The organism is Enterobacillus tribolii (assembly GCF_003363015.1).
In the GTDB taxonomy this organism is placed as follows: domain Bacteria; phylum Pseudomonadota; class Gammaproteobacteria; order Enterobacterales; family Enterobacteriaceae; genus Enterobacillus; species Enterobacillus tribolii.
This window is the reverse complement of the sequence record NZ_QRAP01000001.1, coordinates 109,696-129,586: the sequence shown is the minus strand read 5'-3', so window position 1 is coordinate 129,586 and position 19,891 is coordinate 109,696. Positions and strand designations below refer to the sequence as shown.

General features: G+C 57.8%; 16 protein-coding genes. 5 read left to right on the top strand and 11 right to left on the bottom strand.

The genetic code is table 11. From position 1 onward, the window contains the following. The first annotated feature begins 159 nt into the window (after positions 1-159). Positions 160-2,145 carry a ligand-gated channel protein gene (locus C8D90_RS00535; RefSeq protein ID WP_115456478.1) on the top strand — a complete coding sequence of 662 codons (1,986 nt, stop codon included), beginning with the start codon at positions 160-162 and terminating at the stop codon, positions 2,143-2,145. A 51-nt stretch (positions 2,146-2,196) separates the two neighbouring features. Here the strand turns inward: C8D90_RS00535 and bglX are convergent, their stop codons facing one another. From bglX to C8D90_RS00495, 8 genes are all read right to left on the bottom strand, one after another. After that, positions 2,197-4,518: a beta-glucosidase BglX gene (bglX, locus tag C8D90_RS00530; RefSeq protein WP_115456477.1), complete on the bottom strand. Its 2,322-nt coding sequence runs from the start codon at positions 4,516-4,518 to the stop codon at positions 2,197-2,199. A 160-nt stretch (positions 4,519-4,678) separates the two neighbouring features. Beyond that, on the bottom strand, positions 4,679-5,227 hold the full coding sequence (gene rimL, locus C8D90_RS00525; RefSeq protein ID WP_115456476.1) for a 50S ribosomal protein L7/L12-serine acetyltransferase: 549 nt from the start codon (positions 5,225-5,227) through the stop codon (positions 4,679-4,681). 304 nt (positions 5,228-5,531) lie between these two features. Continuing rightward, positions 5,532-6,320 (bottom strand): ABC transporter ATP-binding protein, encoded by a 789-nt coding sequence (locus C8D90_RS00520; RefSeq protein ID WP_115456475.1) that lies wholly within the window; start codon positions 6,318-6,320, stop codon positions 5,532-5,534. Then, complete coding sequence (locus C8D90_RS00515) at positions 6,317-7,399, bottom strand: FecCD family ABC transporter permease (protein WP_115456474.1); 1,083 nt, start codon at positions 7,397-7,399, stop codon at positions 6,317-6,319. Before C8D90_RS00515 ends, C8D90_RS00520 begins: the two co-directional genes overlap by 4 nt. Before the next feature lie 54 nt (positions 7,400-7,453). After that, the gene (locus tag C8D90_RS00510) at positions 7,454-8,524 is read right to left on the bottom strand and encodes an ABC transporter substrate-binding protein (RefSeq protein ID WP_115456473.1); all 1,071 of its coding nucleotides are present in this window, start codon (positions 8,522-8,524) and stop codon (positions 7,454-7,456) included. 257 nt (positions 8,525-8,781) lie between these two features. After that, positions 8,782-10,263 carry an amino acid permease gene (locus tag C8D90_RS00505; protein WP_115456472.1) on the bottom strand — a complete coding sequence of 494 codons (1,482 nt, stop codon included), beginning with the start codon at positions 10,261-10,263 and terminating at the stop codon, positions 8,782-8,784. A gap of 199 nt (positions 10,264-10,462) precedes the next feature. Further along, positions 10,463-11,326 carry a DNA-binding transcriptional regulator YeiE gene (yieE, locus tag C8D90_RS00500; RefSeq protein ID WP_115456471.1) on the bottom strand — a complete coding sequence of 288 codons (864 nt, stop codon included), beginning with the start codon at positions 11,324-11,326 and terminating at the stop codon, positions 10,463-10,465. A 105-nt stretch (positions 11,327-11,431) separates the two neighbouring features. Beyond that, the gene (locus C8D90_RS00495) at positions 11,432-11,872 is read right to left on the bottom strand and encodes a universal stress protein (RefSeq protein WP_115456470.1); all 441 of its coding nucleotides are present in this window, start codon (positions 11,870-11,872) and stop codon (positions 11,432-11,434) included. Between the two features lie 271 nt (positions 11,873-12,143). Here C8D90_RS00495 and C8D90_RS00490 point away from each other — a divergent pair, with 271 nt between their 5' ends. After that, complete coding sequence (locus tag C8D90_RS00490; RefSeq protein ID WP_115456469.1) at positions 12,144-13,214, top strand: YeiH family protein; 1,071 nt, start codon at positions 12,144-12,146, stop codon at positions 13,212-13,214. A 75-nt stretch (positions 13,215-13,289) separates the two neighbouring features. Continuing rightward, positions 13,290-14,147 (top strand): deoxyribonuclease IV, encoded by an 858-nt coding sequence (gene nfo, locus C8D90_RS00485; protein ID WP_115456468.1) that lies wholly within the window; start codon positions 13,290-13,292, stop codon positions 14,145-14,147. 99 nt (positions 14,148-14,246) lie between these two features. Here the strand turns inward: nfo and fruA are convergent, their stop codons facing one another. Genes fruA through fruB form a run of 3 tightly spaced genes read right to left on the bottom strand, consistent with a single transcriptional unit; the run spans position 14,247 to position 18,045 of the window. Beyond that, positions 14,247-15,950: a PTS fructose transporter subunit IIBC gene (gene fruA, locus C8D90_RS00480; protein ID WP_115456467.1), complete on the bottom strand. Its 1,704-nt coding sequence runs from the start codon at positions 15,948-15,950 to the stop codon at positions 14,247-14,249. A 14-nt stretch (positions 15,951-15,964) separates the two neighbouring features. Then, the gene (gene fruK, locus C8D90_RS00475; RefSeq protein ID WP_115456466.1) at positions 15,965-16,903 is read right to left on the bottom strand and encodes a 1-phosphofructokinase; all 939 of its coding nucleotides are present in this window, start codon (positions 16,901-16,903) and stop codon (positions 15,965-15,967) included. Then, on the bottom strand, positions 16,900-18,045 hold the full coding sequence (gene fruB / locus C8D90_RS00470) for a fused PTS fructose transporter subunit IIA/HPr protein (protein ID WP_115456465.1): 1,146 nt from the start codon (positions 18,043-18,045) through the stop codon (positions 16,900-16,902). Before fruB ends, fruK begins: the two co-directional genes overlap by 4 nt. 251 nt (positions 18,046-18,296) lie before the next feature. Here fruB and C8D90_RS00460 point away from each other — a divergent pair, with 251 nt between their 5' ends. Beyond that, positions 18,297-18,716 carry a nucleotide triphosphate diphosphatase NUDT15 gene (locus tag C8D90_RS00460; protein ID WP_115456463.1) on the top strand — a complete coding sequence of 140 codons (420 nt, stop codon included), beginning with the start codon at positions 18,297-18,299 and terminating at the stop codon, positions 18,714-18,716. 365 nt (positions 18,717-19,081) lie between these two features. Beyond that, the gene (glnH, locus tag C8D90_RS00455; RefSeq protein WP_115456462.1) at positions 19,082-19,828 is read left to right on the top strand and encodes a glutamine ABC transporter substrate-binding protein GlnH; all 747 of its coding nucleotides are present in this window, start codon (positions 19,082-19,084) and stop codon (positions 19,826-19,828) included. Positions 19,829-19,891 lie beyond the last annotated feature (63 nt).

Below are 19,891 nucleotides of genomic sequence, written 5' to 3'. Positions count from 1 at the left end.
ATTTACATTCATTTTCATTTCATTACAATGGCCCCCGTTGTAAGTGCAGACCTGGCTTACCGGGCCGGAGCGCTCACCTCACCTGCATGACGTCGTTACAACACTTAAGTGACTACAACACATTGAATTCCATCACTATCAATACCAATGGGAACGGGAATGTTCAATTACATCGCACGACAATACGTCGTACTCCACAAGAAAAAAACGACCCTCGCACTCATCCTTTCCGCCTCGCTTCCGTCTGCGTTCAGCCAGGCAGAAGAACAAAATACCATGGTGGTTACAGCCTCCGGTTTTCAGCAGAAAATCGAAGACTCGCCGGCCACTATCTCCGTCGTAACACGTAAGCAACTGGAGGAAAAAGCCTACCGGGATATTACCGACGCGCTGAAAGACGTCCCCGGCGTCGTGATTACCGGCGGCGGCAGTAAGAGCGACATCAGCATCCGCGGCATGGGGTCCAAATACACGCTGATCCTGGTCGACGGCAAGCGGGTTGATACCCGTGGCACCCGCCCCAACAGCGACAACTCAGGAATCGAGCAAGGCTGGTTGCCGCCGCTGGAAACGATCGAACGCATTGAAGTCGTACGCGGCCCCATGTCGTCGCTTTACGGCTCCGACGCCATGGGCGGCGTTATCAACGTCATCACGCGCAAAACGGGCAACAGCCAACCCTGGCAGGGATCGCTGCACGGCGACGCGACGTTCCAGGAGAACAGCAACTCCGGCGATCTGTTCCAGACCAACGCCTACGCCTCCGGCCCGCTTATCGAAGGCTTGCTCGGGCTGCGGCTCAGCGGCGTACTGTCGCGCCGGGCGGAAGATCAGATCGTCGGCGGTTATGCCAAGCAGGAAATCAAGAACGGCAGCGCCGTTTTCAGCCTGACGCCCGATGAAAGCAATGAGCTGGAGTTTGAAGCCGGCCGTTCGTTGCAGGATCGTGACACCACGCCGGGCAAATCAACGGAGCAAAGCAGTCAGCCAAGCAACAGCCGTTACGAACGGACCAACTACGCCATTACCCACAGCGGAAATTATGGCTTTGGCTCCAGCACCAGCTACATCCAGCGGGAAGAGAATAAAAACCCTGGCCGCAGCATGCAGATGAATAACACCATCGCCAACACCCAAACCCAGTTTGAATTCAGTGACCATCACCTGAGCGTAGGCGGTCAGTATCGCTATGAAGATCTGAAGGACAGCGGCAACCAGCTGGCAGGCAGCAACACCGATAACCTGACGCGCTGGAGCTGGGCGTTGTTTGCCGAAGACGAATGGTCCCTCACCAATGACGTCGCTCTGACGGGCGGCGTCCGGATGGATCGCGACGAAAACTTCGGCACTCACTGGACGCCGCGCCTGTACGCCGTATGGCATCCGGCGGAACAATGGACGCTGAAAGGCGGCGTCTCCACCGGTTACCGCTCGCCGGATCTGCGCCAGACCGCCGCCAATTGGGGCCAGGCCACCGGCGGCGGACGGAGCAACGGCATGATCGTCGGCAACCCGGACCTGAAGCCGGAAAAAAGCGTCAGTGAAGAGATCGGCGTCATGTGGGACAGCGGTAGCGGCATCACCGCCGGGCTGACGCTGTTCAATACTGATTTTAAAGACAAAATCACCGAGGTCAGACGCTGCAGCAGCGCCAGCGACCCGGCATGTACCCTGAACGGCGAAACGTACGACTTCATCAGCGATCGCATCAACGTCGACAAAGCCAACATGCGTGGCGTGGAAACCAACGTCGGCTGGGATATCACCAAAGACTGGTCGCTGACGGCCAACTATACCTACACCGAGTCCGAACAAAAGAGCGGCCCGCTGAGCGGGCAGCCGCTTAACCAGATGCCCAAACATATGGTAAATACCACGCTGGACTGGAAAGCCACCCAGGACGTCTCCCTGTGGTCGCGGCTGAACTTCCGCGGGCGCACCTCGGACTACCTGAGCCGCACCAGTATGGCAACGGGTACGCCGTCCTATACTTTTGTGGATGTCGGCGCGGTCTACCAGGCCAATAAACGGCTGGATATTACCGCGGGGGTTTATAACGTGTTTGATAAGCAGGTTAAGAACGACGTCTATGGAACAGTGCTGGACGGAAGGCGCTACACGGTAGGGATGACGTACAACTTCTGAGAAATACGGGAAGCGGCCGGCGCAGCGCCGCTTCCCTGTTGTAAACCGGCCTTACTGAAGCGTAAATTTGCCGTTTTTCACCCGTTGCGAGTCCAGCCCGATAAAGACGTTGAACTCACCCGGCTCAACCACCTGCTGCATGCCGGCATTCCAGAACGTCAGCTGACCGGCATCAATCGGGAAGCTGATCGTCTTATGCTCGCCCGCTTTCAGCATCACCTTCTCAAACCCTTTCAGTTCCTTGACCGGACGGCTGATGCTGGCGGTCACGTCCTGAATGTACATCTGCACCACCGTGGCGCCGTCGCGTTTTCCGGTGTTAGTGACGTCAACGCTGGCGGTGATTTTGCCGTCGCGCGCTAACGTGCCGGACGACAGTTTGACGTCGGAAACGCTGAACGTGGTGTAACTCAGCCCGTAACCGAAGGGATACAGCGGCCCGTTGGCGGCATCAAAGTAGTGCGAGGTGTATTTGCCCGGATTTTCCCAGGTGTAGGGACGTCCCGTATTCAGGTGATTGAAATAAATCGGGATCTGCCCAACCGAACGCGGAAACGACATCGGCAGCTTGCCGGACGGATTAGCGTCGCCGAACAGCACGTCGGCGATCGCGTTGCCGCCTTCGGTGCCGCTGAACCAGGTTTCCAGCATGGCATCCGCCTGCTGATCTTCCTGCACCAGCGCCAGCGGGCGGCCGTTCATCAGCACCAGCACCAGCGGCTTGCCGGTGGCCTTCAGCGCCTGAAGCAAATCGCGCTGACTCTGCGGCAGGGTGATGTCCGCGCGACTGGACGCTTCATGCGCCATCCCCTGTGCTTCGCCCACCACGGCAACCACCACATCGGCCTTACGCGCCGTCGCCACCGCTTCATCAATCATGGCCTGTGGCGAACGCGGATCGGTAATGACGGCTTTTTCATATTCGTTGAGGAAATCGATGATGCCCTTATCGTTGCTGACGTTAGCGCCTTTGGCATAAAGCAGGGTCGCCTTGCCTTCCAGCGCGCTGCGCATCCCCTCCAGCACCGTCACCGACTGCTGCGCCACGCCGGCGGCAGACCAGCTGCCCATAATGTCGCGTTTGCTGTCGGCCAACGGCCCGATAAGTGCAATTGTCCCCTGCTTTTTCAGCGGCAGCAGGTCCAGCCGGTTTTTCAGCAGAACCATACTTTGACGCGCTACCTCACGCGCATCCGCGCGGTGCAGGCGGCTTTCGGCATTGGTATCCTGCGGATCTGAACCGGCCGGACCGAGATGGCTGTAGGCATCGCGGAACAGCCCCATGTCATACTTCACGTTCAGCACGTGGCGGCAGGCATCGTCAATTTCCTGCTCGCTGAGCTTGCCGCTCTTCACCAACTGCGGCAGATACTGCATGAAGTATTCGTCGTTCATGCTCATATTGACGCCCGACTCCAGCGCAATGCGCACCGCGTCCTGCGGATCGGCGGCTACGCCGTGTTTCATCAGCTCTTTGATGGCGCCGTGATCGCTGATGGTAATGCCCTTAAAGCCCCATTGATCACGCAATACATCTTTCAGCAACCAACGGTCCGCCGTAGCGGGCGTGCCGTTGAGCGAATTGAGCGCTACCATCACGCCGCCGCTGCCCGCGTCCAGCGCGGCTTTAAACGGCGGAAGATAATCCTGGAACAAACGCTGCGGGCTCATATCCACGGTGTTGTAATCGCGCCCGCCCTCCACTGCGCCATAGGCGGCGAAATGCTTGACGCTGGTCATCAGCGCATGGCGCGCGGCCGGATCGTCGCCCTGCAAGGCCTTGACCAGCACCCGCCCCATTTCGGCGGTCAGGTACGTATCTTCGCCAAACCCTTCGGACACCCGGCCCCAGCGCGGGTCGCGGCTGACGTCCACCATCGGCGCCCAGGTCATGTTCAGGCCGTCTTCGCTGGCCTCGAAGGCGGAAACCTTGCCAACGCGGGCCAGCACGTTCCGATCCCAACTGGCGGCCAGCCCCAGCGGAATGGGGAACACGGTGCGCTGACCATGCACCACGTCGTAGGCGAAGAACAACGGTATTTTCAGCCGGCTGAGCTGCATCACCTGATCCTGCATCGCCCGGATGTCCGGCCGGGTAACGGTGTTGAAAATCGCCCCCACCTGACCGTGCTTAATCATCTCGCGGATCACTTCTTTCGGGGTTTCTGTTCCCACGGTAATCAGGCGCAGCTGACCAACCTTCTCCTCCAGCGTCATCTTTTGCAGCAAGTCGCTCACGTAAGCATCCCGCGCCTGCGTATCGGTCTTGACCACCGCCGGCGCCGTTTCCTGCACGGCAAATGCCGGATTCAGGGCTAACGTTACCGCGAGGCTGACCGCGCTCAGCCACTTTGTTGCGCCATGCTTTTTCATTATGTTTTCTCCGGGGAAACTTCCGCCCAATGCCGGGCGGCCTGAAATCGTCAGCACAGTTTGCCATAAGGCGATTGGCTGACAACCGGAAAAAAGAAAAAACGGGGAGGAATAGAAACCCGGCGGCAGTCCGCCGGGTAATAATAACGAAAAGGAATAATCAGGCCGGGGACGAAATCAGCGCATAGAGATTTTGGTCATGGTAGACCCCGTTAATGTATTCCGCGCTTTTCAATACACCTTCATGTTGAAAGCCTGCGCGCTTCGCCACTGCATTACTGTCCTGATTGGTGGTAATACATTTAATAACGAAGCGGCGGATCATACCGCTTTGCGCATAACGCTCCGTCAGACATTTCAGCGCACAGGAAATAATGCCTTTCTTCTGCATATCACGATCAAGCCAGTAGCCGACGGTCGCCGTCTTATTCAGCAGATCGATTTCATTGAATGACAATACCCCAACAGGCTCACCGCCATACAGGATAATATAGGTTTTACCCCTGTCTTCCCGATAAGCGAGATAACTGTCGGCCAAAAAGCTCATCGTATCCGCCGGGCAGAGTACGGCGGAAGGCCACGACATATATTGGCTCAGATACGCCCGGTTCCTGTCGATAACGTCATACAATGCCTCCGCATATTGCTGATAAGGCAGGCTGAGGCTGATTTTCTCGGAAACTGTAAGTTGTGTATGATCACTCACCATTCCTGTTCTCCGCGCAGGCAAATATATCGTGATGACACGCCCGGATGTCAGTTCAATACACGTAACGCAATGCGTGCCAGTCAAAAATTTATATTATTTGTTATAGGATAAACAAATATCAAAAAATACGGACGATTACTATGCCTATACAGAATTTACTACAAAAATAAGGGATATTCTTTATCAGGAATGAACGGCCCTCACATTATTAATACGATCGGATTTTCTCTCATAGACAACCTTAATACGAAAAGCCCCGGCTTATCCCGGGGCTTTTCATTCGTTTGTACACTCTGCAGACCGGTTACATGACCGGTTCAACCAGGCCGTCAATCACCACCTGCGGTGTACCGCGTGAGCAGCGCTCGATTCGCCCGCGTACGCCGTAAACCCGCGCCAGGCTATCGGGCGTAATAACCGCTTCGGGCGCGCCGTCGGCGATCAGCGAGCCGTTTTCCAGCATCAGAACGTGATCGCCGTGCCGCAGGGCGATGTTGATGTCATGCACCACCACCACGGTCACGATATTACGGCGGCGCGTTTCCCGGCGCACCAGATCCATCACATGAAACTGGTAGTTCAGGTCAAGCGCGCTGAGCGGTTCATCCAGCAACAATAAAGAGGGGTGCCGCACCAGCGACTGCGCCAGCCCGACCAACTGTTTCTGACCACCGGAGAGCTGATCCAGGTAGCTGAGCGCCAGGTGCGAAATGCCCAGTTGCTCCAGCAGATGCATCACCTCGTTCTCATCACCGTGAGCATGATACCGGCTTCCCGAGGCGCGCTGCGCCACGATGATGGACTCCAGCACGTGCAGATGCACCCCGGCCGGCAATGACTGCGGCAGGTACACCACCTGGCTGGCGCGTTGGGCGAACGGCAGACGCATCAGATCCTCGCCGTCGAGCAACAACTGCCCGGAGGCCTTATTCAGCCCGGCCAGCGAACGCAGCAACGTAGACTTACCGCAGCCGTTCGGCCCCAGCAGCACGGTGATTTTGCCGCGCGGCAGCATCGGCACGGAAAGGTTCTCGATAACCGGACGTTTGGGATAACCGGCGTCGAAATGTTTAATCTCCAGCCCCTGGCTCATACATTCCCCCTGTGGCGCAAAATAATGCTCAGGAAGAACGGCACGCCGACCAGCGAAGTGACGATCCCGACGGGAATGATCACGCCCGGAATCAGGTTTTTCGACGCGACGGAGGCCAGAGACAACACCAGTGCGCCGGTCAGCGCGCTGGCCGGCAGATAAAAGCGGTGATCCTCGCCAAACATCAGGCGCGCGATATGCGGCGCCACCAGCCCGATAAAGGCGATAGGCCCGACGAACGCCACTGCCAGCGCCGACAGAATACTGATGCGCAACAACGTACCCAGCCGCAGGCGGCGCACGTCAATGCCGAAGCTGACCGCACGGTCCTCCCCCAGACGCATCGCCGTCAGTTTCCAGGCGCTTTTCATCGAAACCGGCAGCAATACGGCAAACACCGCCAGCAGAATACCTAACTTCTCCCAGGAGGCGCGCGCCAGGCTGCCCATGGTCCAGAAAACCAGCCCTTGCAGGGTGTCTTCCGTCGCGATGAACTGCATCATAGAAACCAGCGCGTTAAAGGTGAACACCAGCGCGATGCCGAACAGCACCACCCCGGACGTCGCGACCCGCGTCCAGCGCGTGACCACGTCCAGCATCATCGCGGCCAGCAGGGCGAAGATGAACGCGTTGGCGGAGATAAACCACTGATCGGGTACGCCCGGAATACCAATTCCCAAAACGATAGCCAGCGCGGCGCCGAACGCCGCAGCGTTAGACACCCCCAGCGTAAACGGGCTGGCGAGCGGGTTGTTCAGGATAGTTTGCATCTCGGCCCCGGCCAGCCCCAGCGACAGGCCGACCACGATCGCCATCAGCGCATAAGGTAGGCGGATGTCCCAGACGATGACGCGCGTTCCGGCGTCGGCCAGTTCGGGCCGCCACAGCGTGTCCCATAATACAGAAAGCGAGAGACCGGACGGCCCCATCGTGAAGTCCAGCAGCAACGACGCCAGAATGGCGGCGACCAGCCCTGCCATCATCAGCAGACGCTGCCGGATAATACGCTGGTAATTCCCCCGTACGCCCGCGGCGTCGTAACGACCGGCGGAATTCAGCGGTTCGGTGGTCAAATTCATACTTTACCCGTTACGCGTCCCGCTGGCGGCGGCTGGCGGGACGAAGAGTGACGATTACTTAGCTTGTGCATCAACCCAATAGGTGCCGCTGGGTTCGATAGCCAGGAACTGACTGTACAGTTTATTCATTGTTTGCTGAGGATCCAAAGAGGCGAATTTCTCCGGATAGAACCATTTGGCGAAGGCCTGTACCGCCAGCACGTTATACGGGGAGTTGTAGTAGTTATGCCAGATGGCGTGCGTATTGCCGTTCTTCACCGCGCTCAGGCTGCTGATGCCTTTGCGCTGGGTGACGACGTTCAGGCTGTCACGCGCCTGCTGCTCCGTCACCAGTGCGCCCAGCTTCACGCCGCCGTCTTTGGCTTCCGGCGCCTTACCGCCGCTGGCGATGTACACCTGCGGATCGGCGGCCAGCACCTTCTCCAAGTTTACCGTGCCCAACGTGCCGGGCAGCAGCCCTTTCGCGATATTTTTACCGCCGGCCATGTCAATGAAGTCGCCCATGTTGCCGTTGCCCGCAGTGCCGCAACAGTCTTCGCTGCTGGCCGCGCGCAGTTCGATAAATACGCTGGTTTTCTGATCTTCCGGGATTTTATCCGCGATTTCCGTCACCAGACGGACATTTTCCTGATAAAAATTGGCGTAGTCTTCCGCCTGTTTTTCACGGTGCAGCACTTTCCCCAGCAGCTTCATGCTGGGCAGGGTGTTTTTCAGCGGATGGTTACGGAAGTCAACAAAAACGACCGGCACGCCCGCGCTTTCAAGCTGGCTCACCAGTTCGCTGTTGCGCCCCGGCCCGTGCCCGGACAAGCCGAAAATCGCGATGTCCGGATTCAGCGTCAGCACTTTTTCCGGGCTGATGCTGTCGGCCGTGGTATTGCCGATGAGCGGAATTTTATCGACTTCGGGGAATTTCGCCTGATAGCGGGAATAGGTTTGCGGGTCGAGCTTGCGCAGATCGCCCTGCCAGCCGACGATGCGATCGAACGGTTTCTGCCCTTCCAGCAGGGAAACCGCGAAGAACAAGCGCCCCTCACCCAACAAAATGCGATCGACCTTGGCCGGTACTTCTACACTGCGGCCGGCGATATCGGTTACCGTCTCAGCCCAGGCGCCCGCGCTCATCGTGAGCGTTGCGGCCGTAAGTAATGTGAGCCCCCAGCGGCGCACTTTCTTATTTGAGGATTGATTCACCTTAATATCCCTTCGTCATCCATTGTTATGGTGTGCAAAGAGTAAAGCAAATGATAATCCTTATCAATGCCATTATTAAGAATGCGTGGCGAATATCACTTGTGTTTGAACGGGATATACAACGGTATCCGTGCCGGAAAAAGCAAAGGGCGCCGTATATGGCGCCCTTTCGCTGCAGTTATCTGCGCTTAGTCGGTATGGGTTTTGGGAAACTCCATTTCCGCATAGCGCACAAAACGCGTACCTTTGGTGAGCTTGTAGCCGAACCAGATAATCAGGAACAGCGGCAGGCCGATGTAGGTTGCCGTTGCGCCGTACCAGTCAATGCGATCCTGCAGGAACGCCTCGTAGTTCTGCCCCAGCGTGATAATCAGGCACAGAATAAAGGCAAAAATCGGCCCGAGCGGGAAGAAGCTCGACTGGTAAGGCAGGTCATTCAGATCCAGCCCCGCTTTCACGTAGCCGCGGCGGAAGCGGTAATGGCTGATGGCAATGCCCAGCCAGGCGATAAAGCCCGTCATGCCGGAGGTGTTCAGCAGCCACAGATACACTTCCTGATTACCGAACATCGAGCTCAGGAAACACAGCGCGGCGATCACCGTAGTGGCATACAGCGCGTTACGCGGCACGCCGCCTTTGGACAGCTTCGCGAAAATACGCGGCGCCTTGCCCTCGCAGGCCAGGGTATACAGCATGCGGGTTGAGGCATACATACCGGAGTTACCGGCCGACAGCACCGCCGTCAGAATAACGGCGTTCATCACCGCCGCCGCAGACAGCAGGCCGGCGTGTTCAAACACCAGGGTGAACGGGCTGACGGAGATATCTTTTACGTCATTGCGCAGCAGGTTGGGATCGGTATACGGAATCAGCATGCTGATAACAAAGATGGCAAACACGTAAAACAGCAGGATACGCCAGAACACCTGACGCACCGCCATCGGAATGTTTTTACCCGGATCTTTGGATTCGCCCGCCGCGATGCCGATCAGTTCGGTTCCCTGGAACGAGAAGCCGACGATCATCGCGACGCCGATCATCGCCGCGAATCCGCCGGCGAACGGCGCCTCCCCGACGGTCCAGTTATGGAAACCGGCACCCTCTCCGCCTTTCATAATGCCGATGATCATCAGGATACCCACGGCGATAAAGATAATGATCGTCGTGACCTTAATCAGCGAGAACCAATACTCCGCTTCACCGAAGCCCTTCACCGAAATGTAGTTCAGCAGGAACATCAGGCCAAGGAACAGGGCGCTCCAGATCCAGCCCGGCGTATCCGGGAACCAATAGCCCATAACCAGCTGGGCGGCCACCAGGTCAACGGCGATGGTCACCGCCCAGTTGTACCAGTAGTTCCAGCCCAGCGCAAAGCCGAAGCCTTCTTCTACATAGCGCGAGCCGTAGGTGGAAAACGAGCCGGAAACCGGCATGAACGCCGCCAGTTCGCCCAGGCTGGTCATCAGAAAGTAGACCATCAGGCCGATTAGCATATAAGAAAGCAACGCGCCGCCGGGGCCGGCCTGCGAGATCGTCGCTCCCGACGCCACGAACAGCCCGGTACCGATAGAACCACCGATGGCAATCATCGACAGATGGCGCGCTTTCAGTTCCCTGCGCAGTGAAGTACCGCGCCCTGATTCGGCGCTGGTGGAATTAGTCTGAGCCATTATTAACCTATTGATTCTTTGCTCTTACAAAATAAGCGCGGATTGTAACAAATCCTGCACCATCATGAAGCATCTATCCGGTGATATAAGAGAGCTTCATGATGGCTGAGTGATTATTAGTTTCAGGCACACTTCCCCCGCTCCGGGGAGACGGAAAGTTCAGTGTAAGTGTAGCGGGGATCCGGCATCCTGCCGGATATCAGCGGCAATAGCTCAGAAAACGCGACAGCGCCTGCGAAATATGCTTCTGGCGGTGATGGATAAGGTACAGGGTGCGCATCAGCGGCGGCAGCGGCGTTACCACTTCACGCAGTATGCCGGCCTCTATCTGTTCCTCGACCACCCGGCGCGACAGGCAGCTGATGCCAATGCCGTAGCGCACCGCATGTTTGATGGCTTCGGAGTTGCCAAGCTCCATGATCAGGTTAAAGTGCGGCAGATGGGAAAACAGCAGGTGCTCCAGCACTTCCCGCGTTCCCGACCCTTTCTCACGCAGGATCCAGGGCGCCGCGGCCAGCGCTTCTAACGTGACCGGCGCCTGTAAAACCGGATGGTCCGGCGCGGCGAACACGATCAGCTCATCCTGCATCCAGGACTGCGTCAGCAGCTCAGGCATATAGCACGGCCCTTCAATCAGCCCCAGATCCACCCGGAAGTCCGCGACGGCGGCAATTACGTCGGCGCTGTTGCCGACGTTCAGGTCCAGCGGCATCTCCGGAAAGTCGCGGCGGTAAGCGGCGATCATGCGCGGCAGAATATAGTTGCCGATGGTGGTGCTGGCGGCGATGCGCAACGCCCCGGCGCCGTCGTGAAACAACTGCTCGATCTCACCCGCCTGTTCCAGCAGCGCCATGGCGCGCGGATACAGCAGCCGCCCGTGCTCATTGACCACCAACCGCTTACCGACCCGGTCAAACAGCTTCACCGCCAGCTGATTCTCCAGATCGGACAATGCCGCGCTGACCGCCGATTGTGAAAGCGCCAGCGTAGCTGACGCCTGCGTGGTGGAGCCGCTTTTCAGCACTTCGGTAAAGACTTCGAGTTGGCGCAGCGTGATATGCATGGCGATCGTCCGGATTCAGGCGTTATGGCGGGAAATTATAGGAAGTCCGGGGGGCGCTGACCAGCCTCCCGTAAAATGATGCCCGCCGGCGGCGGGCATCGGGCGTTATCTGACGACCAGTACGGACGTGGTGGCATGACGCACCACGCGCGAGGCGTTCGACCCCAGTAAATAGGTCGACATACTGGGGCGGCGCGAACCGACGACGATCAGGTCTGCCCGGCAGGTTTCCGCCTCTTTGAGGATTTCATCGTAAATCGTTCCCCAGAGCACCACGTACGAGGTTTTCTCCGCCGGTACATCCAGCGCCGCCGTCAGTTCCGCCAGTTGGGCCTCGACCTGATGGGTCACCTCATCCTTCATCTGGAAAATCTGTTGGGGGCGCTCTCCCATGAAAAAAGGAGGAACGGCCGTTTTAACGCTGACCACCCGGATCGCAGCGCCCGTGAGTTTTGCCAGATATTCAGCCTGCTTCAGCGCCGTTTCCGTCAGCTGAGGCTCTTCCGTATCTACCGGGACGAGAATCACTTTGTATCCGTTTTCCATCGTTCATTCTCCTTCGTCATGTAGAGAGAGGTTCACTATAAGATTAATACATTGTTTTAGTATGGATTATTTGTTTAAGACATGATCTGTGGCAATTAAGCGCCGGTTTGGTCAAAAAGGTCGTATGCGTTCGCGGCAGGGGTATTTTCTCTCACTTACCACTTATAGCGATTAATTATAAATATATAATCAATTTCTCTTTTATAGCGCGAGTCGTTAACGTATCCGCATGTTTTCAATACGTTCATTTACGACATCGTGGTACACACCTATGCAAACAATTGCGACTTCACAACCCGAACGCACTTCAGGCTTGCCGCTCGCCCTGCTGCCGGGACTGCTCCTGACCGGCGTGATTACCGCCGTCGCCATGTGGGCCGGCGCCATTCCTCAGGTAGAAGCGCTGGGCTTTGGCGCGCTGACGCTGGCTATCGTGTTCGGCATTTTGGTCGGCAACACGCTTTATCCGCGTTTGGCGGTCGCCTGCAACCCCGGCGTTAACCTGGCTAAACAGAAACTGCTGCGCCTGGGGATCATTCTCTACGGCTTCAGGTTGACGTTTCAGCAAATCGCGGACGTCGGCGTCAGCGGGATCGTGATTGACATGCTGACGCTGTCCTCCACGTTTCTGCTGGCGCTGTGGCTCGGCCGCAAGGTATTCGGGCTGGATGGGCAGACCGTGATGCTGATCGGCGCCGGCAGCAGCATCTGCGGCGCGGCGGCGGTGATGGCGACCGAGCCGGTAGTGCGGGCCGATGCCAGCAAAGTCGCGGTGGCGGTTTCCACCGTGGTGGTTTTCGGCACCCTCGCCATCTTTCTCTACCCCTGGCTGTATCAGCTAAACCTGCATCACCACTGGGTCACGCTTTCGGATCAGGGTTTCGGCGTTTATATCGGTTCTACCGTGCATGAAGTGGCGCAGGTCGTTGCCGCCGGCCGGGCAATCAGCGACGACGCCGGAAACGCGGCGGTGATCGCCAAGATGCTGCGCGTAATGATGCTGGCTCCGTTCCTGCTGATTTTGTCCGGCTTCCTGAGCCGCCGCGCACCGGCAGGCGCAGAGAAACAAAAATCACCGATTACCATTCCCTGGTTTGCGCTGATTTTCATTCTGGTCGCCGGCTTTAACTCCTTCAGCCTGTTGCCGGAAAGCGTCGTTCATCAATTGATCACGCTGGACACCGTTCTGCTGGCAATGGCCATGGCCGCGCTGGGGCTGACGACCCATATCAGCGCCGTACGGCAAGCGGGCCTGAAGCCTATCGTGCTGGCGGCATTGTTGTTCGTCTGGCTGATCGCCGGCGGCGGGTTGATCAATCATTTAATCAGCGCATGGCTGTAACGCCGGCGCGGTAATGAAAAAGCACGAACGCATTTTAAATGTCATAATGAGGGGCGATCACAGAGGAGAATGATAATGAAATATGTCGGAGCCCACGTCAGCGCCTCCGGAGGCGTTGACCAGGCGGTAATCCGGGCGCATGAGCTGAACGCCACCGCCTTTGCTCTGTTCACCAAGAACCAGCGTCAGTGGAAAGCCGCGCCGTTAACCGCCGACGTAACCGATAAGTTTAAGCGGGCATGCCAGGAATACGGCTACGGCCCGCAGCAGATCCTTCCCCATGACAGCTACCTGATTAACCTGGGCCACCCGGTCCCGGACGCGCTGGAAAAATCCCGCGAGGCGTTTATTGACGAAATGGAGCGCTGCGGGGAGCTGGGGCTGACGCTGCTGAACTTTCATCCCGGCAGCCATCTGATGCAAATAGAGGAAGAGCGCTGTTTAGCCCTGATCGCTGAATCCATTAATATCGCGCTCGACAAAACGCAGGGCGTCACGGCGGTTATCGAAAATACCGCCGGTCAGGGCAGCAACCTGGGTTTTCGTTTTGAGCACCTGGCGGCGATCATCGACGGCGTGGAGGATAAATCCCGCGTCGGCGTCTGCATCGACACCTGCCACGCCTTCGCCGCCGGTTACGACCTGCGCACGGAAGAAGAATGCGCCAAAACCTTCGCCGACTTTGAGCGCACCGTCGGTTTCAGCTACCTGCGCGGCATGCACCTCAACGACGCCAAAAGCGCCTTCAACAGCCACGTTGACCGCCACCACAGCCTGGGTGAAGGCAACATCGGCAAAACTGCGTTCAGCTGGATTATGCGCGACCCGCGCTTCGACGGCATTCCGCTGATTCTGGAGACCGTGAATCCGGATATCTGGGCCGAAGAGATCGCCTGGCTGAAGTCGCAGGAGCGGGCGGAAGAAGCAGCCTGACGCTGAGATAAAGAAAAAACCGGCAATACGCCGGTTTTTTTATTGAGTAAGTTACGCCCCGCATCCCTGATGAACCGGTTACGGGGCGCCTGCTTTATATTACGCAGCGTTACCTTGTTCTGCCGGCGCCGCGCCTTTCTCACTCCGCTTCAGCACGGCATACATTCCACCCGCCACAACGGTGCCGATCACGATCGCCAGCAGGTAATGCAGCACCGGCGTAATCGCACCGGGGATCAACAGCACGAACAACCCGCCGTGCGGCGCCATCAGCTTCGCTCCGAAGTACATCGACAGCGCGCCGGTCAGCGCCCCACCAATAATGCAGCTGGGCAGCACGCGCAACGGGTCGCGCGCGGCGAACGGAATCGCACCTTCGGAGATGAAGCACAGGCCCAGTACCAGCGCGGCCTTGCCCCCTTCCCGTTCACTCTGCTCGAACTTGCTGCGCGCCAGCAGCGTCGCCAGCCCCATCGCCAGCGGCGGAACCATCCCCGCAGCCATCACCGCCGCCATCGGCGCGTAAACCTGCGTACTCAGCAACGCCACGCCGAAAGAGTAAGCCGCTTTGTTCACCGGCCCGCCCATGTCGGTACACATCATGCCGCCGAGGATCGCCCCGAGGATAACCGCGTTGGCCGTGCCCATCGCCTGCAGCCAGTGCGTCAGCATTTCCATGATTTTCGCAACCGGCGTGCCCACCACGTAAATCATGATCAGGCCTGTCACCAGGCTGGCGAGCAGCGGGATAATCAGAATCGGCTTCAGCGATTCCATGCTTTGCGGCAGAGGAAACTTATTGCTGATAAATTTCGCGACATAGCCGGCCAGGAAACCGGCGATGATACCGCCGAGGAACCCCGCGCCGGTGCTGACCGCCAGCATCCCGCCGATCAGGCCAGGCGTCAGGCCGGGACGGTCAGCGATCGAGAAGGCGATATACCCCGCCAGCACCGGCACCATCAGCGCAAACGCGCTGCCGCCGCCGATAGTCATCAGCGCCGCCGCCAGCGTGCCTTCCTGTTTGAATGCTTCGATACCGAACACGAACGACAGCGCAATGCACAGGCCGCCCGCCACCACCATCGGCAGCATGTAGGAAACACCGGTCAGCAGGTGGCGATAGGCGCCCGCGCTTTCTTTCTTCTTCGCCGCGCCCGCGCCAGGCTTGGCCTGTGCCTGGGGCTGATACACTTCAGCTTCCGTCAGCGCCTTATCCAGTTCCTGCGCGGTTTTCTTCAGCGCCAGGCCGGTAGAGGTACGGTACATCGCCTTACCGGCGAATTTATTGAGATCGACTTCAATGTCCGCAGCCACGACAACCAGGTCCGCAGCGGCAACTTCTTCCGGCGTAATCGCGTTGCCAGCGCCAACCGAGCCACGGGTTTCTACCTTCACCCACCAGCCGCGTTTGCGCGCTTCGGCCTCAATGGCCTCCGCCGCCATAAACGTATGCGCCACGCCGGTCGGGCAGGCAGTGATCGCCACCACCCGCAGCGGGCCTTGCTCCCCCGCGGAGGAAAGCTGCGCCGGAGCCTGATAAGGCGTCGCATCTTCCCGGGCGCGGCTCAGGAAAAGTTCCGGCGCGCGAATGGCATCGTCAATGCTGCCGCGGAACAAACGCTTGCCGTTCAGTTCAGCATTATCAGGATCGACAGCGCCGGCCACCACGATCAGTTCAGCCTGCTGTACGGAATCCACCAGCTCCATCTGTTGTCCGGAAGCCGCGGCCTCCAGCATACGCCGGGCCAGGAAGCTGCGTGCCTGCCCCGTCGCGCCTTCTGTAATCAGTAGGGTTTTCATAGAACCGTCCTGTCTCAGTTAAAAGGTTTCAAATCAACGCGCGCCATCATGGAAGCCAGTTGAGTTCGATCGGTGATGCCCACGTTGCTCTGGCTGACGGCCAGCGCGGCTACCGCCGTCGCCAGGCGCAGGGTATGTTCGCTGGATTCGCGCATCATCAGGCCGTAAATCAGGCCGCCGACCATGGAATCCCCGGCGCCGACCGTACTGACCACGTCACAGGCCGGCGGCTTCGCCAGCCAGGCGCCCGATGCATTGACCCACAGCGCGCCCTCCGCGCCGAGTGAGATCACAACGTGCGCGATGCCCTGATCGCGCAGCGCGTGCGCTGCGCCGACCACGTCTTCCAGCGTCGGCAATTCGCGTCCGGCCCAGATCTCCAGCTCGCGGCGGTTCGGCTTCACCAGCCAGGGCGCGGCTTTCAGGCCCGCCACCAGCGCTTCGCGGCTGCTGTCGAAAATAATGCACGGGCACTGGGTACGCAGACGGCGCATCCAATCGGTAAAATCATCCGGATTCAGCCCGGCGGGCAGGCTGCCGCTGACGCATACCATGTCGAACTGGCCCAGCCAGCTCAGGGAATCGTTAACAAAACGCTCCCAGTCCTGACGGGTAACGTCAAAACCGGAGAAGTTGAAATCGGTAACCGCGCCGTCTTTCTCCGTCAGCTTGACGTTAATGCGCGTACGGCCGTTCACCACCTGAAAACGGTTGGCGATACCCAGCTCGCTGAACAGTTGCTGAAATCCCTCCTGGTTCTCTTTACCCAGAAAGCCGCCGACGGTGACGTCGATGCCCAGGTCCTTCAGCACCTTTGCAACGTTAATCCCTTTCCCCGCCGCGTGAAGACCCGCGGTCTGCACGCGGTTAACCTCTCCGCGCTCGATTTCAGCGCAGTACCCCACCAGGTCGTAAGCCGGGTTCAGTGTGATTGTTGCAACTCTTCTGCTCATGCTACCCCCTCGCCCAGACCTTCACTGATGGCCTGGCCAATTGTTTCTAATGCCTGTTTCGCATCACTGCCCTGAGCGGTAAACCGCAGGCGGTGACCTTTCTTAATCCCCAGCGCCACCACCTTCATCAGGCTGCGGCCGTTCGCGGGAACGCCGGTGCCGTCGAGGTTGGTGATGGTTATCTGGCTTTCAAACTGTTTAATCGTATTGACCAGAACGGTGCCGGGGCGGGCATGCAGCCCGTGCTCGTTACGCAGCACAAACTCCGCGCTCAGCACGCCGTCGTCCGCATCATCCGCGGCCGTTTCGCTGGTCAGCAGCGCCACGATCGCCGCGGCGTCCTGCGCCTTCAGCAAACGTTCAGCTTGCTGGTGCTGAAGCAAGTTACCGAGGTGCCCCAACAAGCCTTCCGGCTGTTCATCCGCCATAGCAACCGTCAGCAGCAGGCCGACCGGCTCCCCGTGGTACAAAAACGGCGTCTGCGGACGCGCCACTGCGGCGGCGCTGGCCTGATTGCCCAATGCGCTGTCGCTCAGCCAGATCCCCTGCCCCAGATTAAGCGGCTCGCGGGAAATCACGTCGCTGACGAACTCCGCATTAACTGCGCCGAACTGCTGTAAACGCCCGGCGTTCAGCGCCTGTAGCGTGACCAGATCGGCAGCGGGAACGTTCAGGGAAATCATGGTGGCGTCAAAGCGGAATTCTGCCACCAGACGCTCGCCCATCAGCAGGCTGCGCAGTTCTTCCGCCGACGTGGTATTCGCCATCAGGCCTGCGACGCTGTCATCGCCCAGCACGCGGGTCAGCTGACGCAGCAGCGCCAGATGCTCGTCCGAACGCGCCGCAATACCGATCACCACGTAAGCTTTTTGCCCGTCGCCCCACTCAATTCCCTGGGGGAACTGAAATACCTGTACCCCGGTGTTCAGCACCTGGTCGCGGGTTTCGGTCGTGCCGTGAGGAATGGCGATGCCGTTCCCCAGATAGGTGGACGTTTGCAGCTCCCGGTTCAGCATCCCCTGCACATACCCTTCGCCGACATAGCCAGCCTGAGTCAGCGCCGCGGCAACCTGCCGGATTGCATCGTCTTTATCCCCGGCGTTCGCCGCCAGATGGATATCCTGTAAGGAAAGATGAAACATATGTTCTCCTTGCCCAGTGAAATTGAATCGTTTCAGCTCAATGGGGAAAAATTGACGCTGTTTCGGGGAAAGACAAGATCCGCAACAGCGCTGAATCGTTTCGTGAGTTTGGTCTTCGTCTTTAAAATAAGCAAGGGGTACGGAAAAGCTGATAGCATTTTTTTGAGCGTCAGCACACTTTTCCTGCATACGCCCGTCCGTCATAATAGTGTTTACCATTATTTTGCTGAAGTTTGCTGACGGAGTTAATCATGCCAATTATGGTTGGTGTCGGAGTCATCATCGTTAACGATAAAAACCAAATCCTGATGGGAAAACGCTGCGGCGGCTATGCCCCCTATTGGTCCATTCCCGGCGGGCGCGTTGAAGAGGGAGAAACCTTTGAGCAAACCGCCGTACGCGAGACGGAAGAAGAAACCGGCCTGATCGTAAAAAATCCGCGCACGATCGGCGTGGTGAATAACCTGAAAACCTGGCTCAGCGAAGGCATTCACTCGATTTCACTGATCGTAGTAGCAGATTATGCCGGCGGCGAACCCCAGCGCCGCGAACCGGAAAAGTGCGAAGGCTGGGGTTGGTATTCCCCGCATGACATGCCCACGCCAACTTTTGAAGGCTGCCTGGAGGGCGTCGGGCTATGGCTCAACGGCCGCTTCTATCAGCCAAACTGAGTTTTCCACCCTCTCTTTTCTTCACACAACCTGCGGCTTTTGCACCAATTACGTGCAGAAGTCACCGCACCCCGTTAAAAAGTTAGATTCAGTTGGCATTTATGAAACACAAATGTTAACCAACGATTGTTTACCCGGTGTTTTTGGCTTAAACCTAAGAGGATGCACCACAAAAACCAATAAGCACCATTATTGGGCACCAAAATGGTGCATCAGGCCAGACAAATGTGGCCCTGCATCCAGACATTCAGTCTAATCCCTTGAATTTACTAAGAGGAGTAAACTGGCACGATTTTTTCATTCAGGATAAGGGTAGTTAATTACGGGTAGTAAAAACAGGTCATACACAGAAGGAAATTCTGCTCATGAAATCTATTTTAAAAGCATCCATTGCAGCACTGACTCTGGCGCTTTCCCTGAGCGCACAGGCGGCTGACAAACCGCTGATTGTGGCAACGGATACGGCGTTTGTTCCTTTCGAATTTAAGCAGGGTGATAAGTATGTCGGGTTTGACATCGATCTGTGGGATGCCATCGCCAAAGAGCTGAAGCTCGACTATACCCTGAAACCAATGGATTTCAGCGGCATCATCCCCGCTCTGCAAACCAAAAACATTGACCTGGCGCTGGCCGGCATCACCATCACCGACGAGCGTAAGAAAGCCATCGAGTTTTCCGACGGTTATTACAAAAGCGGTTTGCTGGTCATGGTGAAATCCAACAACGACGAAATCAAAGACGTTAAAGACCTTAACGGTAAAGTGCTGGCGGTGAAAAGCGGCACCGGCTCCGTAGACTATGCCAAGGCCAACATCAAAACCAAGGACCTGCGTCAGTTCCCCAATATCGATAACGCCTACATGGAATTGGGCACCGGCCGCGCCGACGCCGTGCTGCACGACACGCCCAACATCCTGTACTTCATCAAAACCGCCGGCAACGGTCAGTTCAAAGCCGTAGGGGATTCCCTCGAAGCACAGCAATACGGCGTCGCCTTCCCGAAAGGCAGCGACGAACTGCGTGAAAAAGTTAACGGCGCGCTGAAAACCCTGCGTGACAACGGCACCTATGCCGAAATTTATAAGAAGTGGTTCGGTACTGAACCCAAATAATCAACGCCAGTGCGCTTTTCATCCCGGCCGTGGCGTTTGCCGCGCCGGGATATTTATTTTCAT